Source organism: Shewanella sp. SM73 (genome assembly GCF_025653795.1).
GTDB lineage: Bacteria > Pseudomonadota > Gammaproteobacteria > Enterobacterales > Shewanellaceae > Shewanella > Shewanella oncorhynchi.
The window spans coordinates 55,588-80,548 of the sequence record NZ_JAKKRY010000004.1 but is presented as its reverse complement, the minus strand read 5'-3'; the positions used below and the strand labels follow the sequence as shown (position 1 = coordinate 80,548).

The following is a 24,961-nucleotide window of genomic DNA, read 5'->3' as shown; positions in this document are numbered from 1 at the left end:
TTGCCGCGCCTATACGACATAGCGAGTTTATAAACTAAAAAGAATAACAAAATATGTACATGCCTCGATGGGATTAATGGCGTGAGAATAGGGCTAGCGCAGTTTGATGGTTCTCTGTGTTAGCACGAATATCAAGATATATTGGAATATGCTGATTTAACACTATGATGGATATCAGCTTTCAGTTTTAGTAATAGCAACTATCCTTAGACAGCATTTTATAGATTGAGGTAACAGGGCATGATTAATCCATCATTACATAGTGAGCTAAGTGGAGTGCTAAATCGACAGCTCAGTCGAGTTCCTTGCTGGGTTCCCGACCGAGTGTTAAGTCGGTATTTGAGAGTGTTAATACTGCTTTTTAGCAGCGTTTTAGGTCTTACTGGGTGCGTGACTGTGACGGATAACGCGGCGCAGCCGTTGCGAACCACAATCGTGATGTCTGGCGATCTCAGTGAATTACCGTCAACGGCAATGACATTCACTTGGCATCCTAAATTTCAAAAAATCATCACAGATAAACGCTTAGATCCGCAGCCAGTGTTGCAACACATGCAAGCCGTATTAAAGCAAACTTTGCAGAGTAAGGGATATCGCTGGGTCGAAGATCCACTACAGGCGGATTTTCAGGTTGGCTTTGGCGTCGCGATGGGAACTGAAATGAGTGATGAACAAATTTTGGCAGTGACAGGGTTAGTCGCTGGGCTGTCAACCGACGGTGTGAATACCCAAAAGTATGACAAAGGTACCGTGGTGATAGCGCTCTTTAAACCCACTAAAATACAGGGCGTTGATGAGCCAATTTGGCGAGTGCTTGCCCAAGGTTTTGGCAACATTAAAAAGATGGATGAGCTAACCGAAAATTTCGACAGTCTCATTGCCAGTATGCTGGTCAATATGCCGTCGGTTAATATGGCTCCTTAGTCAGCGTTTGAGCTTTAGTTCAGTTCTAAGTGAATTGAGTCAGCATTTGGGTAGTAGCATTCGCCAGATAAACGGGATTAGTGCTTAATTGAGGTGTCTTGGTCCCATGTTTGTGGTGCTAGCTCCCATTTTTGAACTGTGGAACATGGTACTTTAGTGATAGCCATCTCAATAAAGGGCGCGACAGTGAAAACTGCCGCGCTTTTTCATTTTAATGGAGGGAAGTTCCATTTTGATTTCAGACTGTTTCAGCCGTGCTCGACTGTGATCTCGTAGGATGAAAATTTACGAATGTTAATCACGCCCGTATCAAACATTAAATACTGCCCCTTGATCCCCTGCAAAATTCCGCTGACGACCACATCTTTATCGAAATTGTGCGAAGTGATCTTCTTCGGAAAGGTGTCAATTGGATAATGAATTGGCTGAATCGTTTCGTGCAAACGCTCGATACTGTAATCGCCTTTTTGCATGCCGATTTCGTGCAACTTAGCCTCAATTTGTGGGATCAGTTCCGCAGCCTTAGCATTTAAATCAATATCGTCGGCATGGCCTTTTAACATGGCTTGCCAATGGGTTTTATCATTAACCAGTTTTGCCAATTCTACTTCGACTAAGCCTGAGAGCTGTCTTGTTGAGACTTTAAAAATCGGTAAACCTTGGGTAGCACCTTGGTCAATCCAACGGGTGGGCAGTTGAGTGTGGCGGGTAATGCCGACTTTAACGCCCGAAGTATTCGACAGATATACATAATGCGGCACAAAACAGTGGCTCTGGGCCCACTCTGGTTCGCGGCAAGTGCCTTGGTCGTAATGACAAGTTTCCGGCTTCATGATGCACATATCGCAACTCGCCAGCTTTTGCATACAGACAAAACAATGGCCCTGCGAGTAACTCTTCTTGCTCTTTTTACCGCAGTTGCAGCAGAAGATATTGCCCGTGTGGGTCAAGGTTAATTGCTTGCCTATCAATGGATTGAGCGGGAGTAACTCATCACCAATAACGAGTTGATATTGCACTTGTTGCGCGTCATCTAACTGCACGCGCATCTTTTTTAGCGTTCCTAACATGGTCATCCTAATGTGTTGCGTTCTGGTGCAGCTTAGTCGCTCATCATGCGTTCTAGTGCACGCTTTCGTTATATCGTCATTGCGTGGTCGCCAGTATACAAGATTATCCAAGCCAGTTTAGATAGGATTTTTCGATAAGTAAGTCGATTGATGGCGTTAATGACCTGAGTCGATTGAATGAGCTGATTAAGTGCGTCTTTGTAAATTGTACTCAACTCCATCGTCTTAATTAGACTTTTTGAGGGTAATGATTTGAGTCTTATGATAAAAACCAGTAAGTTACCCAGCATTACAAATAGAGGTGTACTTATGCGGTTGGTTTTAGTGCTGATGTTTTTCTTTTCAACGGTTGTCTTCGCACAGACGGATAAGACGGTAATTCATTCAGAAATCTTGAATGATGACATCAACTTACAAATCCATTTGCCAGATACCTATGCACATTCCAACGATTTTAACTATCCGGTATTAATCGTACTAGATGGCTCTACCCAATTTGAGCATGTGGCTGCGAATGTCGGTTTTTTAAGTACTTATGCCATTATTCCAGAAATGATCACCGTTGGCGTGAGTTCGGATCAACGAATGAAGTATTTCACGCCGACTCAAATCGATAAATTTAAAGACAGCTCCGGTGGTGCTGAAAGGTTCAGGCAGTTTTTAGAGCAAGAGCTGCTCAGTGAGTTAGGCAAAAAATACCGCACCTCAGATTATCAAATACTCACGGGTCACTCCTTCGCGGGGCTGTTTAGCAGTTATGTCGCCTTGACGCCAAATAGCCAATTTGATGCGGTGATTTCAATCAGTCCCAGTTTATGGTGGGACAGTGATTGGCTAGTGCTTAAGTCGGCCGAGTTATTACAAGCTAAGCGTGCGAAACCACTGCGCTGGTTTTTGAGTATGGCAAGTGAGCCCAATGAGATGGCGAGCGCATTTGCGTCGCAAATTAAGCAGTTGCAAGACCGCTTAGGTACAAGCCCCACGGATAACACATCAAAGCAATTGCATTGGTTTTACAAGCACTTTCCCGATGAAACCCACGACAGTACGCCGCTTGTAGGCAATATTGAGGCGTTAAAGACACTTTTTGCCGGTTGGAATGCCGTGCCTGAAATTGCCGTTATGCCACTTAAGGATATAAAACAGTTCTATCGGCAAAAGAGCGCTGAGTTTGGCTATGAATTTCCACTCTTTGCTCAGCAATATAATGTTTATGGGCTCAAGGCCACTTATGAACAAAAAACGGCTTGGGGTGTTGAAATTCTCGCAGAGGGGACGCGTGCGTTTCCTCATTCAGAGGTGTTATGGGACAGTTTAGCGACCGCCTATGATCTGGATGGACAACTTGAACAGGCGATAAGAGCCTCCGATAAAGCCGTGCTACTGGCAAAACAAACGGATTCCGTGTTTTTAAATGAGATCCTCAGTCAAGCTAAGCGCTTGCAGTTGCGAGCGAAAAAGTAACCGTTCCCAGAGAGGGGTTAACTACAAAGTTGCAACATGTTTGGGCAAGTCTCACGCGGCTGGGTAATATTGCTCTTTTTACCGCAGTTGCAGCAGAAGATATTACCCGTGTGGGTCAAGGTTAATTGCTTACCTATCAATGGATTGAGAGGGAGTAACTCATCACCGACAACGAGTTGATATTGCACTTGTTGCGCGTCATCTAACTGCACGCGCATCTTTTTTAGCGTTCCTAACATGGTCATCCTAATGTGTTGCGTTCTGGTGCAGCTTAGTCGCTCATCATGCGTTCTAGTGCACGCTTTCGTTATATCGTCATTGCGTGGCCGTCAGTATACAAGATTATCCAAGTCAGTTTAGATAGGATTTTTCGATAAGTAAGTCGATAAGTGAGTCGATTGACTGAGTGCACCTAAACCTTTTTTGTTTTACTTAACCATTTGTACACTAAGGCAATAATACCGAAAGTAAGCAAGGCTACTGGTAAGTAAATGATTATGCTCATAAATTGTGTTTGGTATTTTGTTGCTAATTGGGTATGGCTAATGAGATACCCAAAACCAACAACGGAAAAAATCCACACCATTGAGCTGATGAAGTTAATGAGTAAAAAACGACGGGAAGAAATACCCGTTGCACCTAAAATATAGGGGTAAACGGTACGAACAAAAGGAATATAACGTGCGAGTAGCAGGGTTATCACTCCATAGTTATCAATAAGGTGGGTCGCTTTTTCCTGATGTTTGATATCAATATTCGACAGCAGTTTTTGGTAAATTTGGGTATGCCCTAAAAATCGACCCTGTAAATAACCTATAGCTGTACCTGTAAAGGTTGCTAGAACCAATAACGGCATAATACCGATATGAAGAATATCTTGATAAATCAGCACTCCAGTGAGAAAGAGTAGGCTATCTCCGGGTAAAAACGCGGTGGGAATAAAGCCATTTTCTAACACTAAAAAGCCACAAATTAATGCGCTGACCATGAGGGCGATTTTAGGATTGGCTAAAACCGCCAGATCATTGTGTATCATGGCTTGGGCCAGTTCGTATAACTGCTCCATACGTACTACTCCCTAAAATAATTGATAAAACATAAAGATGGAAAAGCTCGAAAGCGGCAATTTTGAACCGGAGCTATGGTGTTTCGTGGGTTATTCTACCAAGGGAGCATGAATCGAAAGGCAGTTACAACATTAAATTTTGTTGGTGTTAGTGTGTTTATGGTTCAGTAATCGGGTTTTGTGGGCTTTTTATAGTAAAAATATTAAGCATTATTATAGGGTTAATAAATTTTAAATGATGACATCAACTTACAAACCCACTTGCCTGATTCCTATGCGCATTCTAACGATTCCAACTATCCAGTATTGATTGCACTGGCTTAACTTAATTTGAACACCTTGCCGCGAATGTCGGTTTTTAAGCATTGTTTTTAAGCGCACTTTAAGTGCTGTTTGAAAGTACTATTGCGAGTGCGCTCTCTAAATGTATTGGTGTGCTAAGTGTTAGCTTGCCGTAAAAGCTAATGGCATTAACGGCTTAATCTATCGAGCACGAGATCATCCCCAAGAGCATAGAGGGATTCTACCAGTTGATCTTCTTGGGCGAGATCTGTGAGTCCAAGGCCGATGGTCGCCCGAAACAAAGCTATACCTGTGTGGCCTGCGGTTTCATATTGACTACTAAACTGCTCGATATTGATGCCAATTGCATTGATTTTATTAGATATATCGAGCACAAGTCCGGGTCTGTCATAGGCCACTAGGTTGTAACTTAAGCGTTTGATAGGCTTAAGGGCGACCGAGGTTTTGGAGTAGGTGAGGGACAGGCTATCGATGCATTCTAGGGCCTCAATAAGCTCGTCCATGCGCAGTGACGGCACTTCGAGTAACAATATCGCGGCAAAGACACCGTCAATATGGCGTAATTCTGAGTCGAGCCAGTTGCCGCCATGACGACTCACAGCATGGGCGATTTGTTCTACTAATCCTTTTCTATCAGGTGCTTGTAGTGTGATTAAGTATCGTAGCATAGTGACTGACTCCTATTTTTTGTAAAAGGCACCTGTTTTAAAACGGGGTGTAACACAACTGTCATCTTTGCGTCATATAATCCAACGCACTTAGAATAAAGGATGTTGTTATTGCTCAGTTTACGTTCAAACAGTGTAAGCATAGCACTCGGCAAATCCTAGCGAAAAAACTCGCTAGCTATTAATAATAGAGGTTCTTAATGGAAAGTCAGGTCACTCAACCTGGTTCTGCATCGCACAGTATGCTTAAAGGCGGACGCTCGAATCGCAGGGCATTTAAGGATAAAGCGGCGCAAATCAGCGTCACTATCGGCGGCACTATGGTATTTGTCGCCTTATTGTTGATCTTCTTTTATCTGTTGTATGTGATTAAACCCATTTTCGACAGTGCTGATGTCACACCCGTTAAGAGTGTGAGCTATCAACACGCGGATGTGCCGACCTTAATGGTGGGTGCTGAAGAGCAAAATGAGGTGATGTACCGTGTGAGCGTTCATGGTCAAGTGGACTTCTATACTGTTGCCGACGGTAGCTTACTTTCTAGCTTTACCCCGACGTTACCAGCGGGTGTTACAGTCACCAGCGCCGCCGTTGCTGTACCGAGCGAACAACGTTTTGCGCTGGGATTAAGTAATGGTCAGGTCATAGTGGCGGGCCTAGAGTTTGGTTTAACGTACCCCAATAACAAACGTTTAATCACACCTAAACTGCGTTATCCCGCAGGTGAAACCCCCATAACAGTCGATGAGACAGGCAGCGCGATTCATAAGCTGACCTTTACTTATAGCTCAGACAAAATGAGTTTTGCTTATCAAGATGAGAGTGGTGTTTGGCGCCTCACTCGTCTCGAAGGGCAAGAGAACATGATGACTGAAGAAGTGGAGTGGGTTTCTACGACGTCACAAATTCAAGATGCACCGAAGAAAGTCTCCCATGAGCTGATGACGCCCGATCAACGTCAATTGATGTTGCAAACTGGCAATAAAATTTTCGTGTACGACATCCGTGATACTGACAGCTTAGATCTGCTGCAGGTGATTGATGTTGAACGTGCTAAGGCACAAGTCAATAACGTGGCTTTGCTGGCGGGAGCGAGTTCATTACTGGTCAGTTATGACACAGGTATTGTGGTGCAGTACTTCCAAGTTAATGGTGAAAAAGGGCGTTTATATCAAGAGATTCGTCAGTTTGATGACTTACCGCCCATCAGCTCGATTACCTCTGAGTTTTATCGTAAGAGTTTTGCGACTGTGAGCCCTGAGGGTGAGCTAACACTACTCTATACCACGAGCCATCGTGAACTGTTTGATGCAAAGTTTGACCTTAAAAACCCCGGTAAAATGGGCTTTACCCCACGCTCAAACGGCATAGTCGTTGAGGCGGACAAAAAGCTGCATATCTTCAGTGTGGAAAACTCCCACCCAGAAGTGTCATGGAGCGCTATGTGGGACAAGGTGTGGTATGAAGGTTATCCAGAGCCTAAATATGTATGGCAATCGACCTCAGGCTCTGACGATTTCGAAGCTAAGCTGAGCTTAATGCCATTGGCCTACGGCACAATGAAAGCGGCATTTTATGCCATGTTATTTGCCGTGCCTTTATCCGTTGCTGGTGCGATTTACACGGCTTACTTTATGTCGCCTAAGGTGCGCGGTTTCGTGAAACCGACCATTGAAATCATGGAAGCATTACCAACGGTGATTTTAGGCTTCTTGGCGGGTCTGTGGTTAGCGCCACTGATTGAAGAGCATCTCCCCGGCATTTTAATTCTACTGATCTTATTGCCGACCTCGATACTCACGTCTGCCTATGGCTGGAGCAGGTTGCCGGGTAAGTGGAAACAACGTTTACCCGAAGTGTACCAAGAGCTGATGTTGATCCCTGTGGTCTGTTTCGTGGGTTGGTTCTCTTTTGCGGTCAGCCCAATCATCGAAGTGGCGCTGTTTGATGGTAATACCCGTCAATTCATCACTAACGAACTGGGGATCACCTTCGACCAACGTAACGCGCTGGTGGTCGGTATTGCCATGGGCTTTGCGGTGATCCCAACGATTTTCTCCATCGCTGAAGATGCCATTTTCTCTGTACCGCGTCATTTATCTAACGGCAGCTTAGCCTTAGGTGCGACGCCTTGGCAGACATTGACACGCGTGGTGTTGTTAACCGCCAGTCCGGGAATTTTCTCGGCCATTATGATGGGCCTTGGCCGCGCCGTTGGCGAGACCATGATCGTGCTGATGGCCACTGGTAACACTGCCATCATGGAATGGAGCGTGTTCGAAGGGATGCGAACCTTGGCGGCAAACATTGCGGTTGAAATGCCTGAATCGGCTATCGGTAGCTCGCATTATCGTGTGCTCTTCCTTGCTGCGTTCGTACTATTCATCTTTACATTCTTCTTTAACACCATTGCAGAAGTGGTGAGACAGCGTCTACGTGAACGCTATAGCTCGCTGTAACGGGGATAAGACAATGACATTAAATACTATTTCGCCAGTGACCTTGAGAGGTTTGTGCAATGGGTAAGTGGGTAAAATCAGGCTCGCCATGGATATGGATGACGGGCGGTGCTGTGAGCATCAGTTTGATTGCCGTCTTAGGCTTATTATTGTTAATCGCATGGCGCGGCTTAAGTTACTTTTGGCCTGCAACCGTTTACCAGTGGGAGCTTGAAGATAACACGGGTGTACGTTCGACCTTAATTGGTGAGGTTTACGATAGGGAAGAAGTACCGACTGAGCGTTTGATTGCTGCTGGCCATGTGTTTAAGCAACACCCGGGCGAGTTTGTGACTCGTTACTTAGTGAAAACCGGTAACCGTGAATTTGTGGGTTTGGATTTCCGCTGGATATTAGGTACGGACATTGTTAGCCGTTCTGTGCCAAGCGAGGTTGCACTGATCGAGCGGGCTAAAAACGGTAACTTCTACGGTTATCCGATAGCCGTGATTGAAAATGGCAAGCGTCTTGATTTAGTGAATGATGCGATTGAATCCTCCTTAATGGAGCATATCGAACGCGCAGTTGCCTTATCGGACAAAGCGGTTGATTTGCAGAAGCAAGATATTGGTTCGATTAACTACGCCATTGAAAAATTGCGTTTGCAGGAGCGTCGTTTCGAGCTGGATGGGGAACTGACTGACAGTATTAAAGCTGAGTTGGTCGCCAAGAGAGCTCAACTGCAAGAAGATTACTTAGTGCTTGAAAAAGCGTTATTTGCCCTGCGTGATGATGCGGCGCGTGACTCGGTTATCGTCCGAGATATGCGCGGCGAAGAAGTTGAACTGAAGCTTGATACCGTTCTCGATGTGACCTATGTGAATCACTTAGGACTCATAGGAAAAATTGGTAAGTGGTTTGTCGGTATTGGACGCTTTATGAGTGACGATCCGCGTGAAGCCAACACTGAGGGTGGCGTGTTCCCCGCGATTTTCGGCACTGTGTTTATGGTGATGTTGATGGCGGTTATCGTGACGCCATTTGGCGTGGTCGCGGCGGTTTATCTACATGAATATGCTAAGAAAGGCCCTATTACTAAGATGATCCGCATTGCGGTAATCAATTTAGCGGGTGTGCCCTCGATTGTGTATGGTGTATTCGGTTTAGGTTTCTTCGTGTACATGATGGGCGGTTCCATCGACCAATTGTTTTACGCTGAAGCTTTGCCTGCTCCTACCTTTGGTTCGCCAGGGGTGATTTGGTCGGCATTAACCCTCGCGATTTTGACGCTGCCAGTGGTTATTGTGTCGACTGAAGAAGGGTTAAGTCGTATTCCAAGCGCAGTACGTCAAGGTAGTTTGGCATTGGGCGCGACTAAGGCTGAAACCCTGTGGCGGATTGTGATCCCGATGGCGAGTCCAGCGATCATGACGGGTTTGATTTTAGCGGTCGCTCGTGCTGCCGGTGAAGTGGCACCGCTGATGTTGGTGGGTGTCGTTAAATTAGCGCCAACATTACCACTGGACTTTAACTTCCCGTTTGTGCATTTAGAACGTAAGTTCATGCACTTAGGGTTCCATATATATGATGTGGGCTTCCAGAGTCCTAACGTTGAAGCGGCACGTCCTCTGGTGTATGCGACCTCTTTCTTGCTGGTGTCTGTGATTGTGGCACTCAACTTGACGGCCATTAGCGTGCGTAACCACTTACGTGAAAAATATCGTTCGCTTGAGCACTAATCAGCGATTATCCTGAAAGTATTAGGACTAAATATGATTTCTATAGATTCGACAGCAATGAAAACCAATAACTTTGATTTAGCTAACTTAAGCCAGAACGACACCGCGCTGGAGATCCGTAACTTAGATTTGCGCTATGGTGATAAGCAAGCGCTGTTTAATGTATCGATGAAGATCCCCAAGAAGCAAGTCACTGCCTTTATCGGCCCCAGTGGTTGTGGTAAATCGACACTATTGCGCTGTATTAACCGCATGAATGACTTAGTTGATAATTGTCATATCGGCGGCGAGATATTGCTGCACGGCCAGAATATCTACGACAAAAAGATTGATGTCGCGGCTTTGCGCCGTAATGTCGGTATGGTGTTCCAACGCCCAAATCCTTTCCCTAAGTCGATTTACGAAAACGTTGTTTATGGCTTGAGATTGCAAGGGCTGAATAACCGTCGTGAACTCGACGAAGCGGCTGAGCGTTCATTGCGCGGCGCGGCGATTTGGGACGAAGTTAAAGACAGATTACACGATAACGCCTTTGGTTTGTCTGGCGGTCAACAGCAACGTCTGGTGATTGCCCGTGCGATAGCCATTGAGCCAGAAGTGTTATTACTCGACGAACCAACATCGGCACTCGATCCGATTTCGACGCTGACGATTGAAGAGTTAATCACTGAGCTTAAGACGAAATATACTGTGGTTATCGTGACTCACAACATGCAACAGGCGGCGCGGGTATCGGATCAAACGGCCTTTATGTATATGGGTGAATTAGTTGAATATGCTGATACTAATACGATTTTCACCACGCCGAAAAAACGTAAGACTGAAGATTACATCACAGGACGTTACGGTTAATCGCTTGAGTATCGGATAAGGCCACCAAGGCTTGGTATGGGTCAACAGTTAAGTAACAGGTTGGAACGTAATGGAAAACATGAATTTAAGTAAGCACATTTCGGGTCAGTTCACCGCTGAGCTGGATGATATCCGTAATCGAGTGCTCGCCATGGGTGGCTTGGTTGAACGTCAGCTAGAGCAAGCGATTGATGCCTTAAGTGCCCTCGATGCCGAGTTAGCCCAGCGGGTGATTGCAGGCGATCATAAGGTCAATGCGATGGAAGTCTCCATTGACGAAGAATGCACGCGTATTATTGCTAAGCGTCAACCTGCGGCCAGTGATTTACGCTTGATTATCGCTATTTCAAAAACCATCGCCGATCTTGAGCGCATTGGTGATGCCTGTGTGCGGATTGCAAAAGCGGCATTAGATAAACGTTTGAATAATCAGCAGCCTTTGTTAGTTAGCATTGAAAATATGGGGCGTCATGCGACTCGGATGTTGCATGCGACTTTAGATGCCTTGGCCCGTATGGATGCCGATACCGCGTTAGAGCTGCATAAAGAAGATGCTAAGCTTGACCGTGAATATGAAGGCATCATTCGCCAGTTAATGACCTATATGATGGAAGATCCGCGTTCAATCCCAGACATACTCGACGTATTATGGGCAGCACGCGCAGTTGAGCGTGTCGGCGACCGCTGCAAAAATATTTGTGAATACATCATCTACTATGTGAAAGGCAAAGACGTTCGCCATACTTCCTACGAAGATATGGAAAAGGACATGAAAGGCTAACACACGCATTAATCTGCAGTTTTAATGCCTGAATAAAACGCTCCGCAGCCTCTGTGGAGCGTTTTGCTTTTAGGGCTTTTAAATGCGGTTTAATAAATGCCGACTGCTTTTATAGACTGATTTGACAGTACTAATAGCAATGATGAGTCAATTCGATTTGGTAAAAACGCATTGGAAAATTCTGCAGGCTATTATACCGGAGTGAGCTTTAACTACAGTTGTTGGGGGGCTTAGCGTTTGCTGATACTCATTCATACAGGCTTGCCATGGTATTCACTCACCGACGCGCAGCAAGTCCATCCTTGGATGCTCGACCGCCCCCGTCCATGGGGCGGACGGTCGTCTCGCTAATCACCATGGCTCACCTTTCGAGCATTCGTGTAATCTGTAGATTTAAAAGACATACGCAACACATTTTTGGACATTTCTTAGTCAGATTATTAGCTCGAATTAGTGAGTTTCGGATTAAGATTTCTATGGGTAACGCCTTTTTATATGAACACTATAACGCATTATTTTCTTTTTGTTTCTGCCAAAAATCTATTAATGGCCTCAAGAATTTATCTACTGAAATACTTATGCCATTTTCATAGGCAATATTTAACGGCCTAGCAAAACCATCGCTAAATGCCGACGAAAAACCACTTTGAGTGGATGTTGTAACACTCCTTATTAAACAATGCTTGGTTCCATTCGTAATATGCCTTGCCACATCAAATTCACTCGCTAATACAGCATCATCTGGATATTTAGCTTTAAACTTACTCTCAGTAAATTTTTCTTTATGTACCCATTCATATAAATGATAAGCAGATATTATTGTAAGCAGAGCATGTCTACTAGAGCTGTTATTTTCAATAAAATCGTCATATTGAGGTTTAACAATTAAATCGAAAAACTGTGTTGACGATTGAACCTCAAAAGTAGGCGGATTTTGCATAACTCTCCTGTGCGTATTTAAAAAAATCTAAAAAAATCTGGCCATCCATTTTAGATCAACAACATAATGCACTTTTGGTTTGTCTACAACTTGTATGAGCTAAAATTGCTTAAATGAGAGTCATCAAAAGTTGAGGGGCTAAAGCTGAGGCATAAAAATGAGCTAACTCATTAAAAAATTGTCGTGTTTAAGACATGCTAACCCACCCAATAAAACAAATGGGCAGTGATTGGTTTGATTAAGCAGGATTACCGTTAGTTGCTGTGAAGGTACTGACAGCTTGCCGCAAAGTGCCGTCGTCTCTTTTCTAGATGTTCGCAGTAATCGGTCAGTTCTTGCAGCGTACCCACCGGACCATGAAATAGCTTGCCAAACTCAGTAGTGAGCTTGAGCCAATTGTCATAGGGGATATTTAATCTTGTCAGTAACTTGGCGCTATTTCCACTGATGGCACCTCGTTTATCGTTGCGAATAATTCGGCCTGTATCATCGACCAATTCGAGGTAATCTGTTAATGAAAACGCAATGCCATTGGGTTGGTTCTCGCGCTCATTACCGATAAAAGGCAATAGATTTTTAGGTTGTTCACCTTTTAATGCGGCCCGAATGCGCATCTGAATACTGGTATGGTCGGATTGTTCTGGCGTATCCGCTATTTGGGCTCTAATCGGATTCAAATCAACGTAGGCCATACAGGTTAACACAGCGGCTTCATCGAGTAAGGCTTGATTCTCTATAAAAGAAGTAGGTAAACCGTCCTTCCCAAAAACGACCAGTACAGTTATCTTCTTGATTTGCTTGTCTTGCTATCGGTTCATGAAGGCAGCGCATAAACCATGAAATATCGCATAATCGGCTGCGGTAAATTGCGATTGAATGCCTTAATCGGTTGACCTCGTGAGCTTCAACTAACTCACCTTTGGCGAATTTTTGTGTTAAGTCATCACCTTTAAACAGCTTATGCCATTGCTCAAGTACTTCGCGGTCAGTCCAACGATTGGCACTGTCGATATCGACCCGCAGCACCACATGCAGATGATTCGACATCACCGCAAAGGCTGCCACATCAATGGCAAAAACGGCTTCAAGTTCAAACAGTAGTGACTCAACCCAACCACGGCGATGGTAATAGGGCGTATCTTCAAGACTAATTTGAGTTCTGCGAGGGCGCGGCATACAAACCTCCTTGTTTAATGCTTAACCCAAGCTATAGTCGGAGGTTAACAACTGCGCCATTAAGGCTGGGTGTCCAGTTTTGCTCTGGGTGTCCAGTTTTGCTCTCCTTGCCTTGTTAGCTTCTTGCTTCCCAGCCATCTTTACCATGAGAATATAGTTCCACTTTCATGTCTTCATCCCAGCTTTCAGGATGAGGTACAAATGCTAAGAAGTAATTATCGCCATCTTCCGGTACAGCACCACTCAGTATTGATAACGCCCAATTTTTTATACTTTTACTTTGAGAGAGTATCAATAGCTTATTTTCTGATCGAGCCATGGCCAATTTACTAAAATCGATTATAGAAGCGCGACTATCGCTTCTTTGAAATTCACTTTCAATAGCCCATTCCATTTTATTCACATAGATTAGCTGCTTCTTGTTTGACGCAGAAGGTATAGATTTAACATTCACAACACTAATATCAAAAAGCAATTCATTTAATTTAAATTCGCTTCTATTATCAGAATAATCTGCTGAAAAAACTCTGTATTCAGTTTGAACATATTCTTCTCTAAATGATGCTGCGATGTTTTTCACCCAAGCTTTACTTCTCGCAGCATGAAATAATCTAGGCTTAGAATAATTTGAACTTATACATTCTTGAAATGCATCTCTTAACGAATTCTGCAATTTTTCTAAAAGCATCGATTTATCCATGAAGCTAACGTCTTAGTATTTATGCGCTGCGCTGTTTGCAGGGTATAAATCGCTTGTTGGACTTGGCCGCTGCCACATCCATGTCAATTGGTATAGATGATGCTATAGGAATTTGCTTTTTTGCGGTAGCGGTTTTTTATACAGTTTGATGCGTAATCACTTGATATCGTTTTAGCTTTCTTATACATCCACACTCACGCCTGACTGATTATTGACCTTGGTTGACAGCATTTTGGCCCCATATTCAGGCTAACACTCGTACCACATTTTCTTATTGGCTAACGTAATTGCGGTTGGATCAAACTGATAAGGCCAGAACTCTGTAGCATTACTAAAATTGGGCCAACATACTAATGTTGAAGTGAGCTAGATGCACCATTGCTAACGAGGAATGGGGCAATAGCTTTTTAGCTGAATGAAAAGCGAGAGGGTTAGTGAGGATTGGCATTGTTGCAACAGTGACCGTTGGCGGCATGGATGCAGCCGTCGAGCCCTCAGGGACGAGTTTATGGCGAGTCACTGGGGAAATAATGACAATAAATGCCACTCAACTGTCGAGAGTGTTATCTCAAATGGGAGTGAACCAGTATAACGTCAACTGCAGTTCTGCTCGCTGCGTGCTCGCAGAACTGACAGATTACACTTTCTTAACTTCGCTTACCTTTGCCAAAATTCGCTTACCCAGTGCAGGCGGGTAGATATTCTGATAACTCAAGCAGGTTATAATCTGGGTCGCGGATATAGACAGAGTTTATCCGGCCTGTGGCGCCGGTTCGTAGCACTGGTCCTTCAATGATTTCAATCTGAAGTGCGTTTAAGTGGACGATCACTTCTTCTATATTGTGGCTGACCACAAAACACAGGTCGGCACTGCCGGGCGTGGCTGTTTCGGCTTTAGGTTCAAATTCTGCGCCCGCTTGGTGCAAGTTAATCTTTTGGTCGCCAAAACTTAACGCAATACGTTGATTGCCAAATACCACTTTTTTCATCCCGAGCACGGTTTGATAAAATTCGACACTGGCGGCGATGTCTTTTACGGTTAAGACCAAATGATCTAAGCGGGTTACGCGCATTTTACTTTCCTTAGAATGGCTCAGAGTGGGCTCTGAGTTTGAACGCTGTCTCTATGCTTGAGACTATTACTGCCAGATACCTTACATCATGTGCTGGTGCAAAAGTGACTCTGTGGTAGCATTTGTGGCGTTTTTTGCGTAAATATTTTATGCCTTCTGTATCCCTATGACTGAATGAGAGTGTGATGAAAAAAACCTTAGCCCGCGGCTTAATGAATCTATTACCTATGGCCTTGAGTTTGTGGCTGTTTTGGTCGTTGTTTGTATCGTTAGATGGTTTAGGAATTGTAATTTTAGAGTTGGTAGGGATAAACCAACACTTTGTCGGCGCGGGATTTATGCTGGTGGTGGCATTAGTTTTTGCCGTGGGCCTGCTGTTTTCGGTCAGCCCGATTGTGTGGCTTTATGGTTGGCTTGAGCGCCAGTTGATGCGTTTCCCATTGTTTAAATCGGTTTATGGCAGTATCCGTGATATCGCCTCTTTGATGAATCGTGATGGTAAGCCAACAAGCCAAAAGACAGTGTTAGTGAAACAGGCGAATGGCAGTTTTGTGGTGGGTTTTATTATGACGGATACGCCGCCACAGCCCTTGTTAGATGCGCTACCAGAGGGCGATTGGGTGCCTGTGTTGTTCCAATTGAGCTATCAAATGGCGGGCGTGACGAGCTTAGTTAAGCGGGATGATTTAATTATGGTTGATTGGTCGTTTGAGGAGGCGATGCGCTTCAATTTAACTGCAGGTATCTCGCAGTCACCGACTAAGTAATCCGATGAAGGTTTGTGCGTTTTAGCGTTTAAAATTAAATTTGATGATTTTTGTGGTATAATTTTTTGGCGACCAATATGGTCGCCATTTTTTATGCTGAATATTCTAGTAATATATTTGTTTTATGCTAAAGGTGGGTATTAGCTGCCTTAGTGGTGTTAATTCTGTTTATCCATCAATCATTGGCTTAAAAAAGTCGAGTGTTGTTAATCCCGTTGTTCAGATCCTGTCGCGTTTAGCCATAGCGAGTCGTTGCCATGATCTTTGGGATTTCCCCCATACTGGTCATAGATGAGCCACGCAGTATTAACCAAATTTTAAGTATAAGTTTTGTCCTATCTCGCCGTTGGTATGTTGAGATATTTGGAGTGTGAACCCGCTAGAAATAGGGAGAGTCAATGTCAATCAAGTCTAGTATTAATCCGCCGGTATTTTATTCGTCGGTCTTTTTCATCATCTTGATGGTGATGATTTGCGCAGTATGGCCCACAGAGGCAAACACCTTTTTTAGATCAATGCAGTCATGGATAGAAATGAAAGCCGGTTGGCTTTACATTCTAAGTGTGGCGTTTTTCCTGATTTTTATCATATTTGTCATGGTTAGTCGCTTCGGCGATATCAAACTAGGACCAGATCATTCAGTGCCAGACTACAGCTATAAAAGCTGGATCGCCATGTTGTTTTCGGCGGGTATGGGCATAGGTTTGATGTTTTTTGGGGTCGCTGAACCTGTGATGCACTATCTGGCGCCGCCGGATGCAACCCCAGAGAGTCTTATTGCCGCAAAAGAGGCAATGAAGATCACTTTCTTCCATTGGGGACTGCATGCTTGGGCGATTTACGCTGTGGTGGCATTGAGTCTGGCCTATTTCTCTTATCGACATAAGTTACCGTTATTGCCGCGAAGTGCGCTTTATCCCTTAATTGGTGAACGCATCTATGGTCCTATTGGCCATACAGTGGATACATTTGCTGTGCTTGGCACTATGTTTGGGGTGGCGACATCACTGGGCTTTGGGGTGTTGCAGGTCAATTCTGGGTTGAGTTATTTATTTGAAGGTTTACCTAATAATGCTGTGGTGCAGGTGTGCTTGATCATCGGCATTACCTTGCTCGCGACCTTGTCGGTATTTTCTGGCCTCGATAAAGGCGTGAAGCGCTTAAGCGAACTCAATCTGGGTCTCGCGATTATTTTATTGCTTATCGTCTTGATCCTTGGCCCTACGGTTATGCTGTTGCAGGCTTTTGTGCAGAATACCGGTAGTTACTTAAGTGATTTAGTGGGTAAAACCTTTAACTTGTATGCTTATGAACATAAGGAAGATTGGCTCGGAGGCTGGACCTTGCTCTATTGGGGTTGGTGGATTTCCTGGTCTCCTTTTGTCGGTACCTTTATTGCACGTGTAAGCCGCGGCCGTACCATCCGTGAGTTTTTGATTGGTGTGTTATTTGTGCCATCGGCGCTGACCTTTCTGTGGATGACGGTATTTGGTAATACGGCGATTGATTCGATTATGAATCACGGCGCGACCTATCTTGCCGAGGCGGTGAATACCGATGTATCAGTGGCCTTGTTTGTGTTTTTCGAGCACATGCCGTTTCCGACTTTACTTTCTGGGATTGCGATTTGTTTAGTCGTCACTTTCTTTGTGACCTCGTCGGATTCGGGATCCTTAGTGATTGATAATCTTACCTCGGGAGGTGATAACAATGCCCCCGTATGGCAGAGGATCTTTTGGGCACTGTTGCAAGGGGTCGTTGCTTCGGTATTGTTGTTAGCGGGTGGATTACAGGCGCTGCAAACGGCGGCTATCGCCAGTGCTATGCCGTTCTTAGTGGTGATGCTATTCATGTGTCTGGGCTTATTTAAAGCCCTGAAAAATGATTGGCTGAAGATTAATAGCGTGCAGTTACACAATACTAGTGTGCAATACGCCAAAACTAATATGAGCTGGGAAGAGCGTATTGGGGTTTTAGTCTCGCATCCTACCCATGAAGAAGCGCAAGTGTTCTTGAATAATGTGGCTACGCCCGCTTTATCTAAGGTGTGTCAACACTTTATGGCTAAAGGCATAGTGGCCGATCTTGAATACTTAGATGGCCGCGTGCGATTAGTGATCAGCAATGAGGTGAATTTACCCTTTGTTTACGGTGTACGAACGCGTTGTTTTGACATCACTAACCCAATAGGGACTGAAATCGAGCAGGGAAATACCTTGTATTACCGCGCCGAAGTGTACCTTGAACAAGGTGGTCAGCATTACGATGTGATGGGTTATACCGAAGAGCAAATCCTCGCGGATGTGGTGACTCAGTATGAAAAATACTTACACTATTTGCATCTGTCGAATGCCGATCATGCCCACGTAAGTTAAGTAACGTAAGCCTGTAACGTAAGTCGGCTTAGCCATTTACGTCTACAAATCGTGCACCATTAACCCGCAAAGTGCGGGATATATTGCCCCAAGTGATAACTCGGATTATCCTTGGGGCAATTTTTTTAGGGTTTGTTTTAGGGATTACACTATGTCATCAGTGCCAGGCCAGAGTAAGTTAGATAAAGTATTAGCCGATGCGCGGGAGTACAAAGCTAAGCGTGAGAGCGGTTACCGTGAGCAAGCGTTAAAACTCTATCCTTGGGTGTGTGGCCGCTGTACCCGCGAATTTACCCCAAAAAACTTAAGTGAACTGACTGTGCATCATAGGGATCATAACCACGATAACAACCCGTCAGACGGTTCAAACTGGGAATTATTATGTCTTTATTGCCATGACAACGAACATTCTCGCTTTGAAGAATTGATCCGCTACGGTAGCACCACAGAAACCAAGCAAGCGGCGGCGACCTACAATCCCTTTGCTGACTTAAAATCAATGCTGAAAAAATAGTCTTGTAGGCTGTTAGCAGGATGAGCTTGCGCAGAGGGTGGCGTTAGCAGGCGGCGTTTAGTCTTTGTCGGTTAAACGCGCTTCGGCAGCTAACCATTTATCACGACTTAAAATATGCTGGTTTTCACTGCCTTCAAATAAAGCTTTACGGGCGGGAAGTTGCTGACAAATGGCTGCCTGTTGTGCTTCGCTGCTCGTACGCCAACTGACAATTTCATCGATATGTCGAAAGCAGCCCATGCAGTAGTCTTCGTCATTTAAACCGCAGCGTGCGACGCAAGGTGAAAGCATGTGTGTCCTCTGGAGCCTTAAGGTTAGTTAACCGATGCTAGTTAATAGAAGCTAGTTAACCGAAGCCAGTTAATCAAAGTTCGTTAACCTATGCTCGCTAACGCGTGTATTCAGTTAACGATATGGTTGAGTGTTTAAAGGCCGCGATACTAACATTTTTTCGCATAAAGTCATCTTTAGGGCGCATTCCCTTGGCCTAAGGTGAGACAAGTATTTTTTACACTGGGCATGACGTGAACCAAGATAATCTGCAGCAACAATTCACTTACTCACAGCAATTTAGCAAGCTTAATCAGTTGCTTGAAAAGAGTGCTGCCCTGTGGCAAGTGCGTGCATTTGAAGTGAACTCTTTACCTTGGGCACAGGATTTTCCGCAGTTGGCCGAAGCTGTGTGGGCGCTGGCTGATGATGAGCTTGATGGACTCGATGCCGAGCAATCTTTACTGGTTAAGACGCTGTCACCGGCATTAAACCGCGATCTTAGGGCATTAGGCCAAGATTGGGACTTGTCATTACTTACCGCAGCCATTGCTGATATTACTATTACCGATACCACAAAGGTAGATAAAGCGCAGGACAGCGGTTTGTCCTTTGATGATGAGGCGCACTTTAGTGCTCACATTAAAGGCCGAAAATGGCAGCAAATTACCGCCTTTGTGCAGCATTTACCCCAGCTTAATTTACCCGTATTGGAATGGTGTGCAGGAAAAGGGCATTTGGGCCGCTTGATTGCTAAAGCTCGCGGCGCCGATGTGGTGAGCTTAGAGTGGCAGGCGCCGCTGTGTGAAGCAGGGCAGTCCTTTGCTGATAAGTGGCAGTTATCGCAGACTTTTATTTGCGCCGATGCCTTTGCTATTGGCGCTGAGCACAGGGCTATAGCCACTGTCGAAACACCAGTTGAACATCCCTCAGCAGCGAATCCGTTAACAACTCATCCCTTAACTGCTCAGCAGCAAGCAGTTGCTTTGCATGCCTGCGGAGATTTGCATGTTCGGCTGTTAACGCTGGCGGCCGAGGCGGGCACGCAGGCATTGGCGATTTCTCCCTGTTGCTATCATTTAATTCAAGCGAGCCATTATCAGCCGTTATCCATTCTTGCTCAGCAGAGCAGCCTAAAGCTCAGTCGCCATGATTTACAGTTACCGCTGCAGCAGAGTGTGATCGCTAATCCCAAGCAGCAAGCGCTACGCCATCAAGAAATTGCGTGGCGCTTAGGCTTTGATGCACTGCAACGTGAATGTCGACAAATCGACGAATATTTGCCTTTACCCTCGTTAAAACAGAGCCAGTTGAGCGGCAGTTTTACGGATTTTTGCCTGTGGGCAGCCGAGACTAAGGCCGTTAATCTTGCAAAAAACAGGGATTTTGAAGCTTGGCTTGACGTTGGGCGACAAAGACAACAATTAACTCGCCGTATTGATTTAGTCGCGCATTTATTCCGCAGCGCACTGGAGCAGTGGTTAATCTTAGATCGCGCTTGTTTTTTGCAGGAACAAGGATATGGTGTTTGCGTGGGTGAATTTTGTGCAAACAGCGTCACACCAAGAAATACGCTGATTTTAGCGCAAAAAATGGCGGTATAATTTTGCGCGTCTAAAAATATGCTGTACTGTGATGTTTTTTATGAATTATTTCTATATTAGCGCATTTAAGTTTAGTGATAGTTAATTCAGGGCCGTCGTGTTTGGAACCTGCGCTGTGAGACAAGTCTTACACTCAAGATGGTTTTTTATTGAATCATCGGGCTTTTCTTGTTCAAATGTCGCATTAATGACGAATAACAACTGAAAGCTGACCTGCTGGTCAGTCATTCTAGTGAGCGAATAAAACAGTTTCATGAAATATTCCCGCGTATTTATTAATAGCCTGGCCTATGAACTGGCGCCTGTTGTGGTTTCCAGTAGTGAGCTAGAGTCTCGTCTTGCTCCTTTGTATCAAAAGTTCCGTATTCCTATGGGACAGCTTGCCGCATTGACTGGGATTACCGAACGCCGCTGGTGGCCAAAAGGACATCAATTGTCCGACGGTGCGATTAAAGCTGCCCGTAAAGCCATGGTTGAAACTGGGATTGATGTCGCCGATTTAGGTGCGGTTGTCTATACCGGCGTGTGCCGCGATCAACATGAGCCCGCGACCGCGTGTCGTATTGCTGCCGAATTGGGTGTGTCAAAAGACACTGCGATTTACGATATCAGCAATGCTTGTCTTGGGGTGTTATCGGGTATTTTAGATATCGCGAACCGTATTGAGTTGGGTCAAATCAAGGCGGGTATGGTGGTGTCCTGTGAGTCGGCGCGGGATATTGTCGATGTCACTATCGATAACATGTTGGCCGATCCGACCATGCAGAATTTTGCCCAGTCACTGGCGACCTTAACCGGTGGTTCTGGTGCCGTGGCGGTGATTCTTACCGATGGCAGCTTGCCGCTGACAAATGTGCGTCAGCATCAATTGCTGGGTGCATCGCACTTATCGGCGCCTGAGCATCATCAGTTGTGTCAATGGGGTCTGCAGGAAGTGGGGCACAATCTGTACCGCGAGTTTATGCGTACCGATGCCGTTACCTTGCTTAAAGAAGGCGTTGAATTGGCGAAGCACACTTGGGAGCATTTCCTTGAGCAGCGTAATTGGCTGGTTGAGCAAGTGGACAAAGTGATTTGCCATCAAGTGGGTGCCTCAAACCGTAAGCAAGTGCTTAGCGCGTTAAATATTCCCCCCGAAAAAGAATTTCCTACGTATCAGCTGCTGGGCAATATGGGCACAGTGTCGTTACCTGTGACCGCTGCGATGGCGCACGATCAAGGCTTTTTACAAGCGGGCGATCAAGTGAGCTTTTTAGGCATAGGCAGTGGATTGAATTGCATGATGTTAGGTATTAAGTGGTAGGGTGCAGTGCACCTTTTCACGCCTTTGCTTGATGGCTGGCATACATTCGAGTCAACCCAGTAAGTCCATGATTCAGTTGATAGCTTAGTCTTTAGTTCTGTCGATAAGCTAAGCCAGCTGTACATAACCCGTTATTCGCTCTCATAAAGAATCAAGATAGGAAGCGTCATGTTAGACACTCTGTTGCCTTTTAAACGTCATTTTCTTAGCCGTAATGGCAACAAGCTACATTATATCAACGAGGGTCAAGGCGAGCCTGTGGTGATGGTTCACGGTAATCCTAGCTGGTCGTTTTACTACCGCAATCTTGTTAGCGCCTTAAAAGACACTCACCAATGCATAGTGCCGGATCATATCGGCTGTGGCCTGTCGGATAAGCCAGACGATAGTGGTTATGACTATACCCTTAAGAATCGTATCGACGATCTCGAAGCCCTGCTCGATAGCCTGAATGTGAAAGAAAATATTACCTTAGTCGTACACGACTGGGGCGGCATGATAGGTATGGGTTATGCGGCGCATTATCCTGAGCGCATTAAACGCCTAGTGATATTGAACACGGGCGCTTTCCATTTGCCCGAGACTAAACCATTCCCTTGGCCGCTGTGGATCTGTCGTAATACCCTGTTAGGCACTGTGTTGGTACGCGGTTTCAATGCCTTTTCGTCTATTGCTTCCTATGTGGGTGTTAAGCGTCAGCCGATGTCGAAATACATTCGCGAGGCGTATGTCGCGCCGTTTAACTCTTGGGCTAATCGCATTTCGACGCTGCGTTTTGTGCAGGATATTCCGCTGCGTGAAGGCGATAGAAATTATCAATTAGTCTCTGATATTGCTTCGAGTTTACCGCAGTTTGCCAAAGTGCCGACCCTGATTTGCTGGGGCCTCAAGGACTTTGTATTCGATAAGCACTTTTTAGCGAAATGGCGCCAACACATGCCCCATGCGACAGTGCATGAATTTGCCGATTGTGGTCACTACATTTTGGAAGATGCCAGCGATGAAGTGATTGCCCATATCAAAGGCTTTATGGCTGACGACCACGTAGAAGCGGCGCAGTCCGAACAGGCCGCAGGTTAATGTCGACCTTGCTTGAGACTGAAGTTGCTCCTTTAGTGACGCCGTTGGAAAAGTCACTTTTAAGTGGCACTTCTGCGTCAGCAACAATCAATGATGCCAATATTTGTCGTCATCTCAAGCAAGCCGCCCATGCCATTCCCCATCATCTTGCGGTAGCAGTACAAAGCGCTCAGGGCGCTTCTGTGGCGAATTTGCGTTACAGCGAGTTGGACTTTCTTAATCTAGACAGACAAAGCGATGCGATAGCCTTTGCGCTTAACGCCCATGGCATTGAGCGCGGCATGAAGGCTGTGCTTATGGTCACGCCGAGTTTGGATTTTTTTGCACTTACTTTTGCGCTGTTTAAAGCGGGGGTTATTCCTATCCTAGTTGATCCCGGCATGGGGATCCGCAATCTTAAACAGTGTTTTGCTGAAGCCGCGCCCGATGCCTTTATTGGTATTCCCAAGGCTCATATTGCTAGACGTCTATTTGGTTGGGGTAAGGGCAGTATTAAGTCATTACTCAATGTTGATGACGGCAAAACAGGCTTAGCGGCAAAGTTAATCCGTATCGGTACTGGTGCGATAAGTTTATCGACTCTGCTGCAAAGCACCTCAGTACAATCTTCTGCTCCAAAGTCTGAATATCCCATGGTGATGCTTAAATCTGATGAGATAGCGGCGATTTTATTTACCAGTGGCAGCACTGGCACGCCTAAGGGTGTGGTGTATAGCCATGGTATGTTTGAGGCACAAATTCAAGCGCTAAAAAACGATTATGGCATTTGCCATGGCGAGCGCGATTTAGCCACTTTTCCGCTGTTTTCACTCTTTGGTCCCGCACTTGGCATGGCGTCTATCGTTCCAGAAATGGATGCCAGCAAACCTATTACTGCTAATCCTGAATTTCTATTTGCCGCGATTGAGAAATATCAATGCAGTAATATTTTTGTTAATCCCGCTTTGCTCGAACGTTTAGGCCGCGCGGGGGAACAAAAACAGCATAAACTGCCCAGCGTACAGCGGGTGATTTCCGCGGGTGCGCCAGCCACCATTGCCTCCATCGCCCGTTTTAGTAAGATGCTGAGCCAAGGTGTGCCGATTTTAAATTCCTACGGCGCAACCGAATCTTTGCCTATTAGTATGATTGCCAGCGATGCGTTATTTGCCACGACTGACATCACAGATAACGGCGGTGGTATCTGTGTCGGTCGCGCTATCGATGGTGTGACGATTCGCATTATTGCTATCAGCGAAGAGGTTATTCCCGAGTGGGATGATGCCTTACAGCTGAATAACGGTGAAATCGGCGAGATAGTCGTGCAGGGGCCTATGGTGAGTCAGTCCTATTATCTAAACAATAGTCAGCACGCTAGCCAAAACGAAAGCCAAGGCAAACGCGCGACTGCGGCGGCCAAGATTTGGGACTCGGCAACCGATACCGTTAGACACCGCATGGGCGATTTGGGGTATCTTGATGATCAAGGTCTTCTGTGGATGTGTGGTCGTAAGGCCCACAGAGTCGACGCTACCCTTAACAGATTGTTTGCTAAACGTTATTATTCCATTCCCTGCGAGCGCATTTTTAATACGCATCCCAATGTGAAGCGCTCCGCTTTAGTGGGAGTGAAAGTGGCGAACGAGATAGAGCCGTTAATTTGTATCGAACTCGACCAGTCATTGGTGTGCAATAAGAGTCAGCAGTTGTACCAAGATTTGATCGCCATCGCCGAGCAATTTACGCAGACTCAGGGCATAAGGCGGTTTCTTATCCATCCTGATTTCCCTGTGGATGTGCGGCATAATGCCAAGATTTTTAGAGAAAAATTAGCCGTTTGGGCACAATCACAAACGAAAGGTTGATTTAAAACTC

The 24,961-nt window shown here is 45.4% G+C and carries 21 protein-coding genes and 2 pseudogenes; 14 read left to right on the top strand and 9 right to left on the bottom strand.

Translation table 11 applies throughout. The features are described 5' to 3' along the window. The first annotated feature begins 240 nt into the window (after positions 1–240). The gene (locus tag L5M51_RS07630) at positions 241–924 is read left to right on the top strand and encodes a DUF4136 domain-containing protein (protein WP_317629930.1); all 684 of its coding nucleotides are present in this window, start codon (positions 241–243) and stop codon (positions 922–924) included. A 248-nt stretch (positions 925–1,172) separates the two neighbouring features. Here L5M51_RS07630 and L5M51_RS07625 read toward each other — a convergent pair whose 3' ends face one another. Continuing rightward, positions 1,173–1,994 (bottom strand): DUF2797 domain-containing protein, encoded by an 822-nt coding sequence (locus L5M51_RS07625; protein WP_263172204.1) that lies wholly within the window; start codon positions 1,992–1,994, stop codon positions 1,173–1,175. Positions 1,995–2,303: 309 nt separating this feature from the next. Between L5M51_RS07625 and L5M51_RS07620 the strand changes: the two genes are divergently transcribed. Beyond that, complete coding sequence (locus L5M51_RS07620) at positions 2,304–3,458, top strand: alpha/beta hydrolase (RefSeq protein ID WP_263172202.1); 1,155 nt, start codon at positions 2,304–2,306, stop codon at positions 3,456–3,458. 44 nt (positions 3,459–3,502) lie between these two features. Here L5M51_RS07620 and L5M51_RS07615 read toward each other — a convergent pair. The 3 genes and pseudogenes from L5M51_RS07615 to L5M51_RS07605 form a co-directional block, all read right to left on the bottom strand. Beyond that, positions 3,503–3,697, bottom strand: a pseudogene (locus L5M51_RS07615) (DUF2797 domain-containing protein); the annotation flags it as partial. 173 nt (positions 3,698–3,870) lie between these two features. Beyond that, positions 3,871–4,524, bottom strand: coding sequence for a DedA family protein (locus L5M51_RS07610; protein ID WP_105249676.1), 654 nt, complete (start codon positions 4,522–4,524; stop codon positions 3,871–3,873). Positions 4,525–4,994: 470 nt separating this feature from the next. Continuing rightward, the gene (locus L5M51_RS07605) at positions 4,995–5,495 is read right to left on the bottom strand and encodes a glycine cleavage system protein R (protein ID WP_028760534.1); all 501 of its coding nucleotides are present in this window, start codon (positions 5,493–5,495) and stop codon (positions 4,995–4,997) included. A gap of 200 nt (positions 5,496–5,695) precedes the next feature. Here L5M51_RS07605 and L5M51_RS07600 point away from each other — a divergent pair, with 200 nt between their 5' ends. The 4 genes from L5M51_RS07600 to phoU all read left to right on the top strand — a co-directional run bounded on the left by L5M51_RS07600 (position 5,696) and on the right by phoU (position 11,305). After that, a complete protein-coding gene (locus L5M51_RS07600) occupies positions 5,696–7,954 on the top strand; it encodes an ABC transporter permease subunit (RefSeq protein WP_263144853.1) in 2,259 nt (752 codons plus the stop codon). A gap of 59 nt (positions 7,955–8,013) precedes the next feature. After that, positions 8,014–9,672 (top strand): phosphate ABC transporter permease PstA, encoded by a 1,659-nt coding sequence (gene pstA / locus L5M51_RS07595; protein ID WP_028760532.1) that lies wholly within the window; start codon positions 8,014–8,016, stop codon positions 9,670–9,672. 33 nt (positions 9,673–9,705) lie between these two features. Next, complete coding sequence (gene pstB / locus L5M51_RS07590) at positions 9,706–10,524, top strand: phosphate ABC transporter ATP-binding protein PstB (RefSeq protein WP_028760531.1); 819 nt, start codon at positions 9,706–9,708, stop codon at positions 10,522–10,524. A gap of 70 nt (positions 10,525–10,594) precedes the next feature. Further along, entirely contained in the window at positions 10,595–11,305 is a 711-nt protein-coding gene (gene phoU / locus L5M51_RS07585; RefSeq protein WP_028760530.1) for a phosphate signaling complex protein PhoU, read from the top strand. Between the two features lie 502 nt (positions 11,306–11,807). Here the strand turns inward: phoU and L5M51_RS07580 are convergent. The 3 genes and pseudogenes from L5M51_RS07580 to L5M51_RS07570 all read right to left on the bottom strand — a co-directional run bounded on the left by L5M51_RS07580 (position 11,808) and on the right by L5M51_RS07570 (position 14,121). Then, a complete protein-coding gene (locus L5M51_RS07580) occupies positions 11,808–12,245 on the bottom strand; it encodes a hypothetical protein (RefSeq protein WP_263172201.1) in 438 nt (145 codons plus the stop codon). Positions 12,246–12,499: 254 nt separating this feature from the next. Then, positions 12,500–13,421 (bottom strand): annotated as a pseudogene (locus L5M51_RS07575) (transposase). A 115-nt stretch (positions 13,422–13,536) separates the two neighbouring features. Further along, positions 13,537–14,121, bottom strand: coding sequence for a hypothetical protein (locus L5M51_RS07570; RefSeq protein ID WP_237709446.1), 585 nt, complete (start codon positions 14,119–14,121; stop codon positions 13,537–13,539). 434 nt (positions 14,122–14,555) lie between these two features. Between L5M51_RS07570 and L5M51_RS07565 the strand changes: the two genes are divergently transcribed. Beyond that, the gene (locus L5M51_RS07565; protein WP_317629753.1) at positions 14,556–14,819 is read left to right on the top strand and encodes a hypothetical protein; all 264 of its coding nucleotides are present in this window, start codon (positions 14,556–14,558) and stop codon (positions 14,817–14,819) included. On the opposite strand, the gene L5M51_RS07560 is transcribed toward L5M51_RS07565, so the two are convergent. After that, a complete protein-coding gene (locus tag L5M51_RS07560) occupies positions 14,799–15,194 on the bottom strand; it encodes a VOC family protein (RefSeq protein ID WP_263149029.1) in 396 nt (131 codons plus the stop codon). The two genes, L5M51_RS07565 and L5M51_RS07560, sit on opposite strands and share 21 nt — an antisense overlap. Before the next feature lie 185 nt (positions 15,195–15,379). On the opposite strand from L5M51_RS07560, the gene L5M51_RS07555 reads away from it, so the two are divergent. The 3 genes from L5M51_RS07555 (at position 15,380) to L5M51_RS07545 (ending at position 18,850) form a co-directional block, all read left to right on the top strand. Continuing rightward, on the top strand, positions 15,380–15,961 hold the full coding sequence (locus L5M51_RS07555) for a DUF502 domain-containing protein (protein ID WP_028760527.1): 582 nt from the start codon (positions 15,380–15,382) through the stop codon (positions 15,959–15,961). Positions 15,962–16,359: 398 nt separating this feature from the next. Beyond that, positions 16,360–18,336 (top strand): BCCT family transporter, encoded by a 1,977-nt coding sequence (locus tag L5M51_RS07550; RefSeq protein ID WP_105249669.1) that lies wholly within the window; start codon positions 16,360–16,362, stop codon positions 18,334–18,336. Positions 18,337–18,487: 151 nt separating this feature from the next. Then, positions 18,488–18,850, top strand: coding sequence for a YajD family HNH nuclease (locus L5M51_RS07545; protein WP_028760525.1), 363 nt, complete (start codon positions 18,488–18,490; stop codon positions 18,848–18,850). A 57-nt stretch (positions 18,851–18,907) separates the two neighbouring features. On the opposite strand, the gene L5M51_RS07540 is transcribed toward L5M51_RS07545, so the two are convergent. Next, a complete protein-coding gene (locus L5M51_RS07540) occupies positions 18,908–19,141 on the bottom strand; it encodes a DUF1289 domain-containing protein (protein WP_006085323.1) in 234 nt (77 codons plus the stop codon). 233 nt (positions 19,142–19,374) lie between these two features. Here L5M51_RS07540 and L5M51_RS07535 point away from each other — a divergent pair, with 233 nt between their 5' ends. From L5M51_RS07535 to oleC, 4 genes are all read left to right on the top strand, one after another. Then, positions 19,375–20,724: an SAM-dependent methyltransferase gene (locus L5M51_RS07535; RefSeq protein WP_263149028.1), complete on the top strand. Its 1,350-nt coding sequence runs from the start codon at positions 19,375–19,377 to the stop codon at positions 20,722–20,724. A 253-nt stretch (positions 20,725–20,977) separates the two neighbouring features. Then, positions 20,978–22,027, top strand: coding sequence for a 3-oxoacyl-ACP synthase III (locus tag L5M51_RS07530; protein WP_028760522.1), 1,050 nt, complete (start codon positions 20,978–20,980; stop codon positions 22,025–22,027). A gap of 168 nt (positions 22,028–22,195) precedes the next feature. Continuing rightward, entirely contained in the window at positions 22,196–23,107 is a 912-nt protein-coding gene (locus tag L5M51_RS07525; RefSeq protein WP_168823602.1) for an alpha/beta fold hydrolase, read from the top strand. After that, positions 23,107–24,951 carry an olefin beta-lactone synthetase gene (oleC, locus tag L5M51_RS07520; RefSeq protein WP_263172197.1) on the top strand — a complete coding sequence of 615 codons (1,845 nt, stop codon included), beginning with the start codon at positions 23,107–23,109 and terminating at the stop codon, positions 24,949–24,951. Before L5M51_RS07525 ends, oleC begins: the two co-directional genes overlap by 1 nt. The last annotated feature ends 10 nt before the right edge of the window (positions 24,952–24,961 follow it).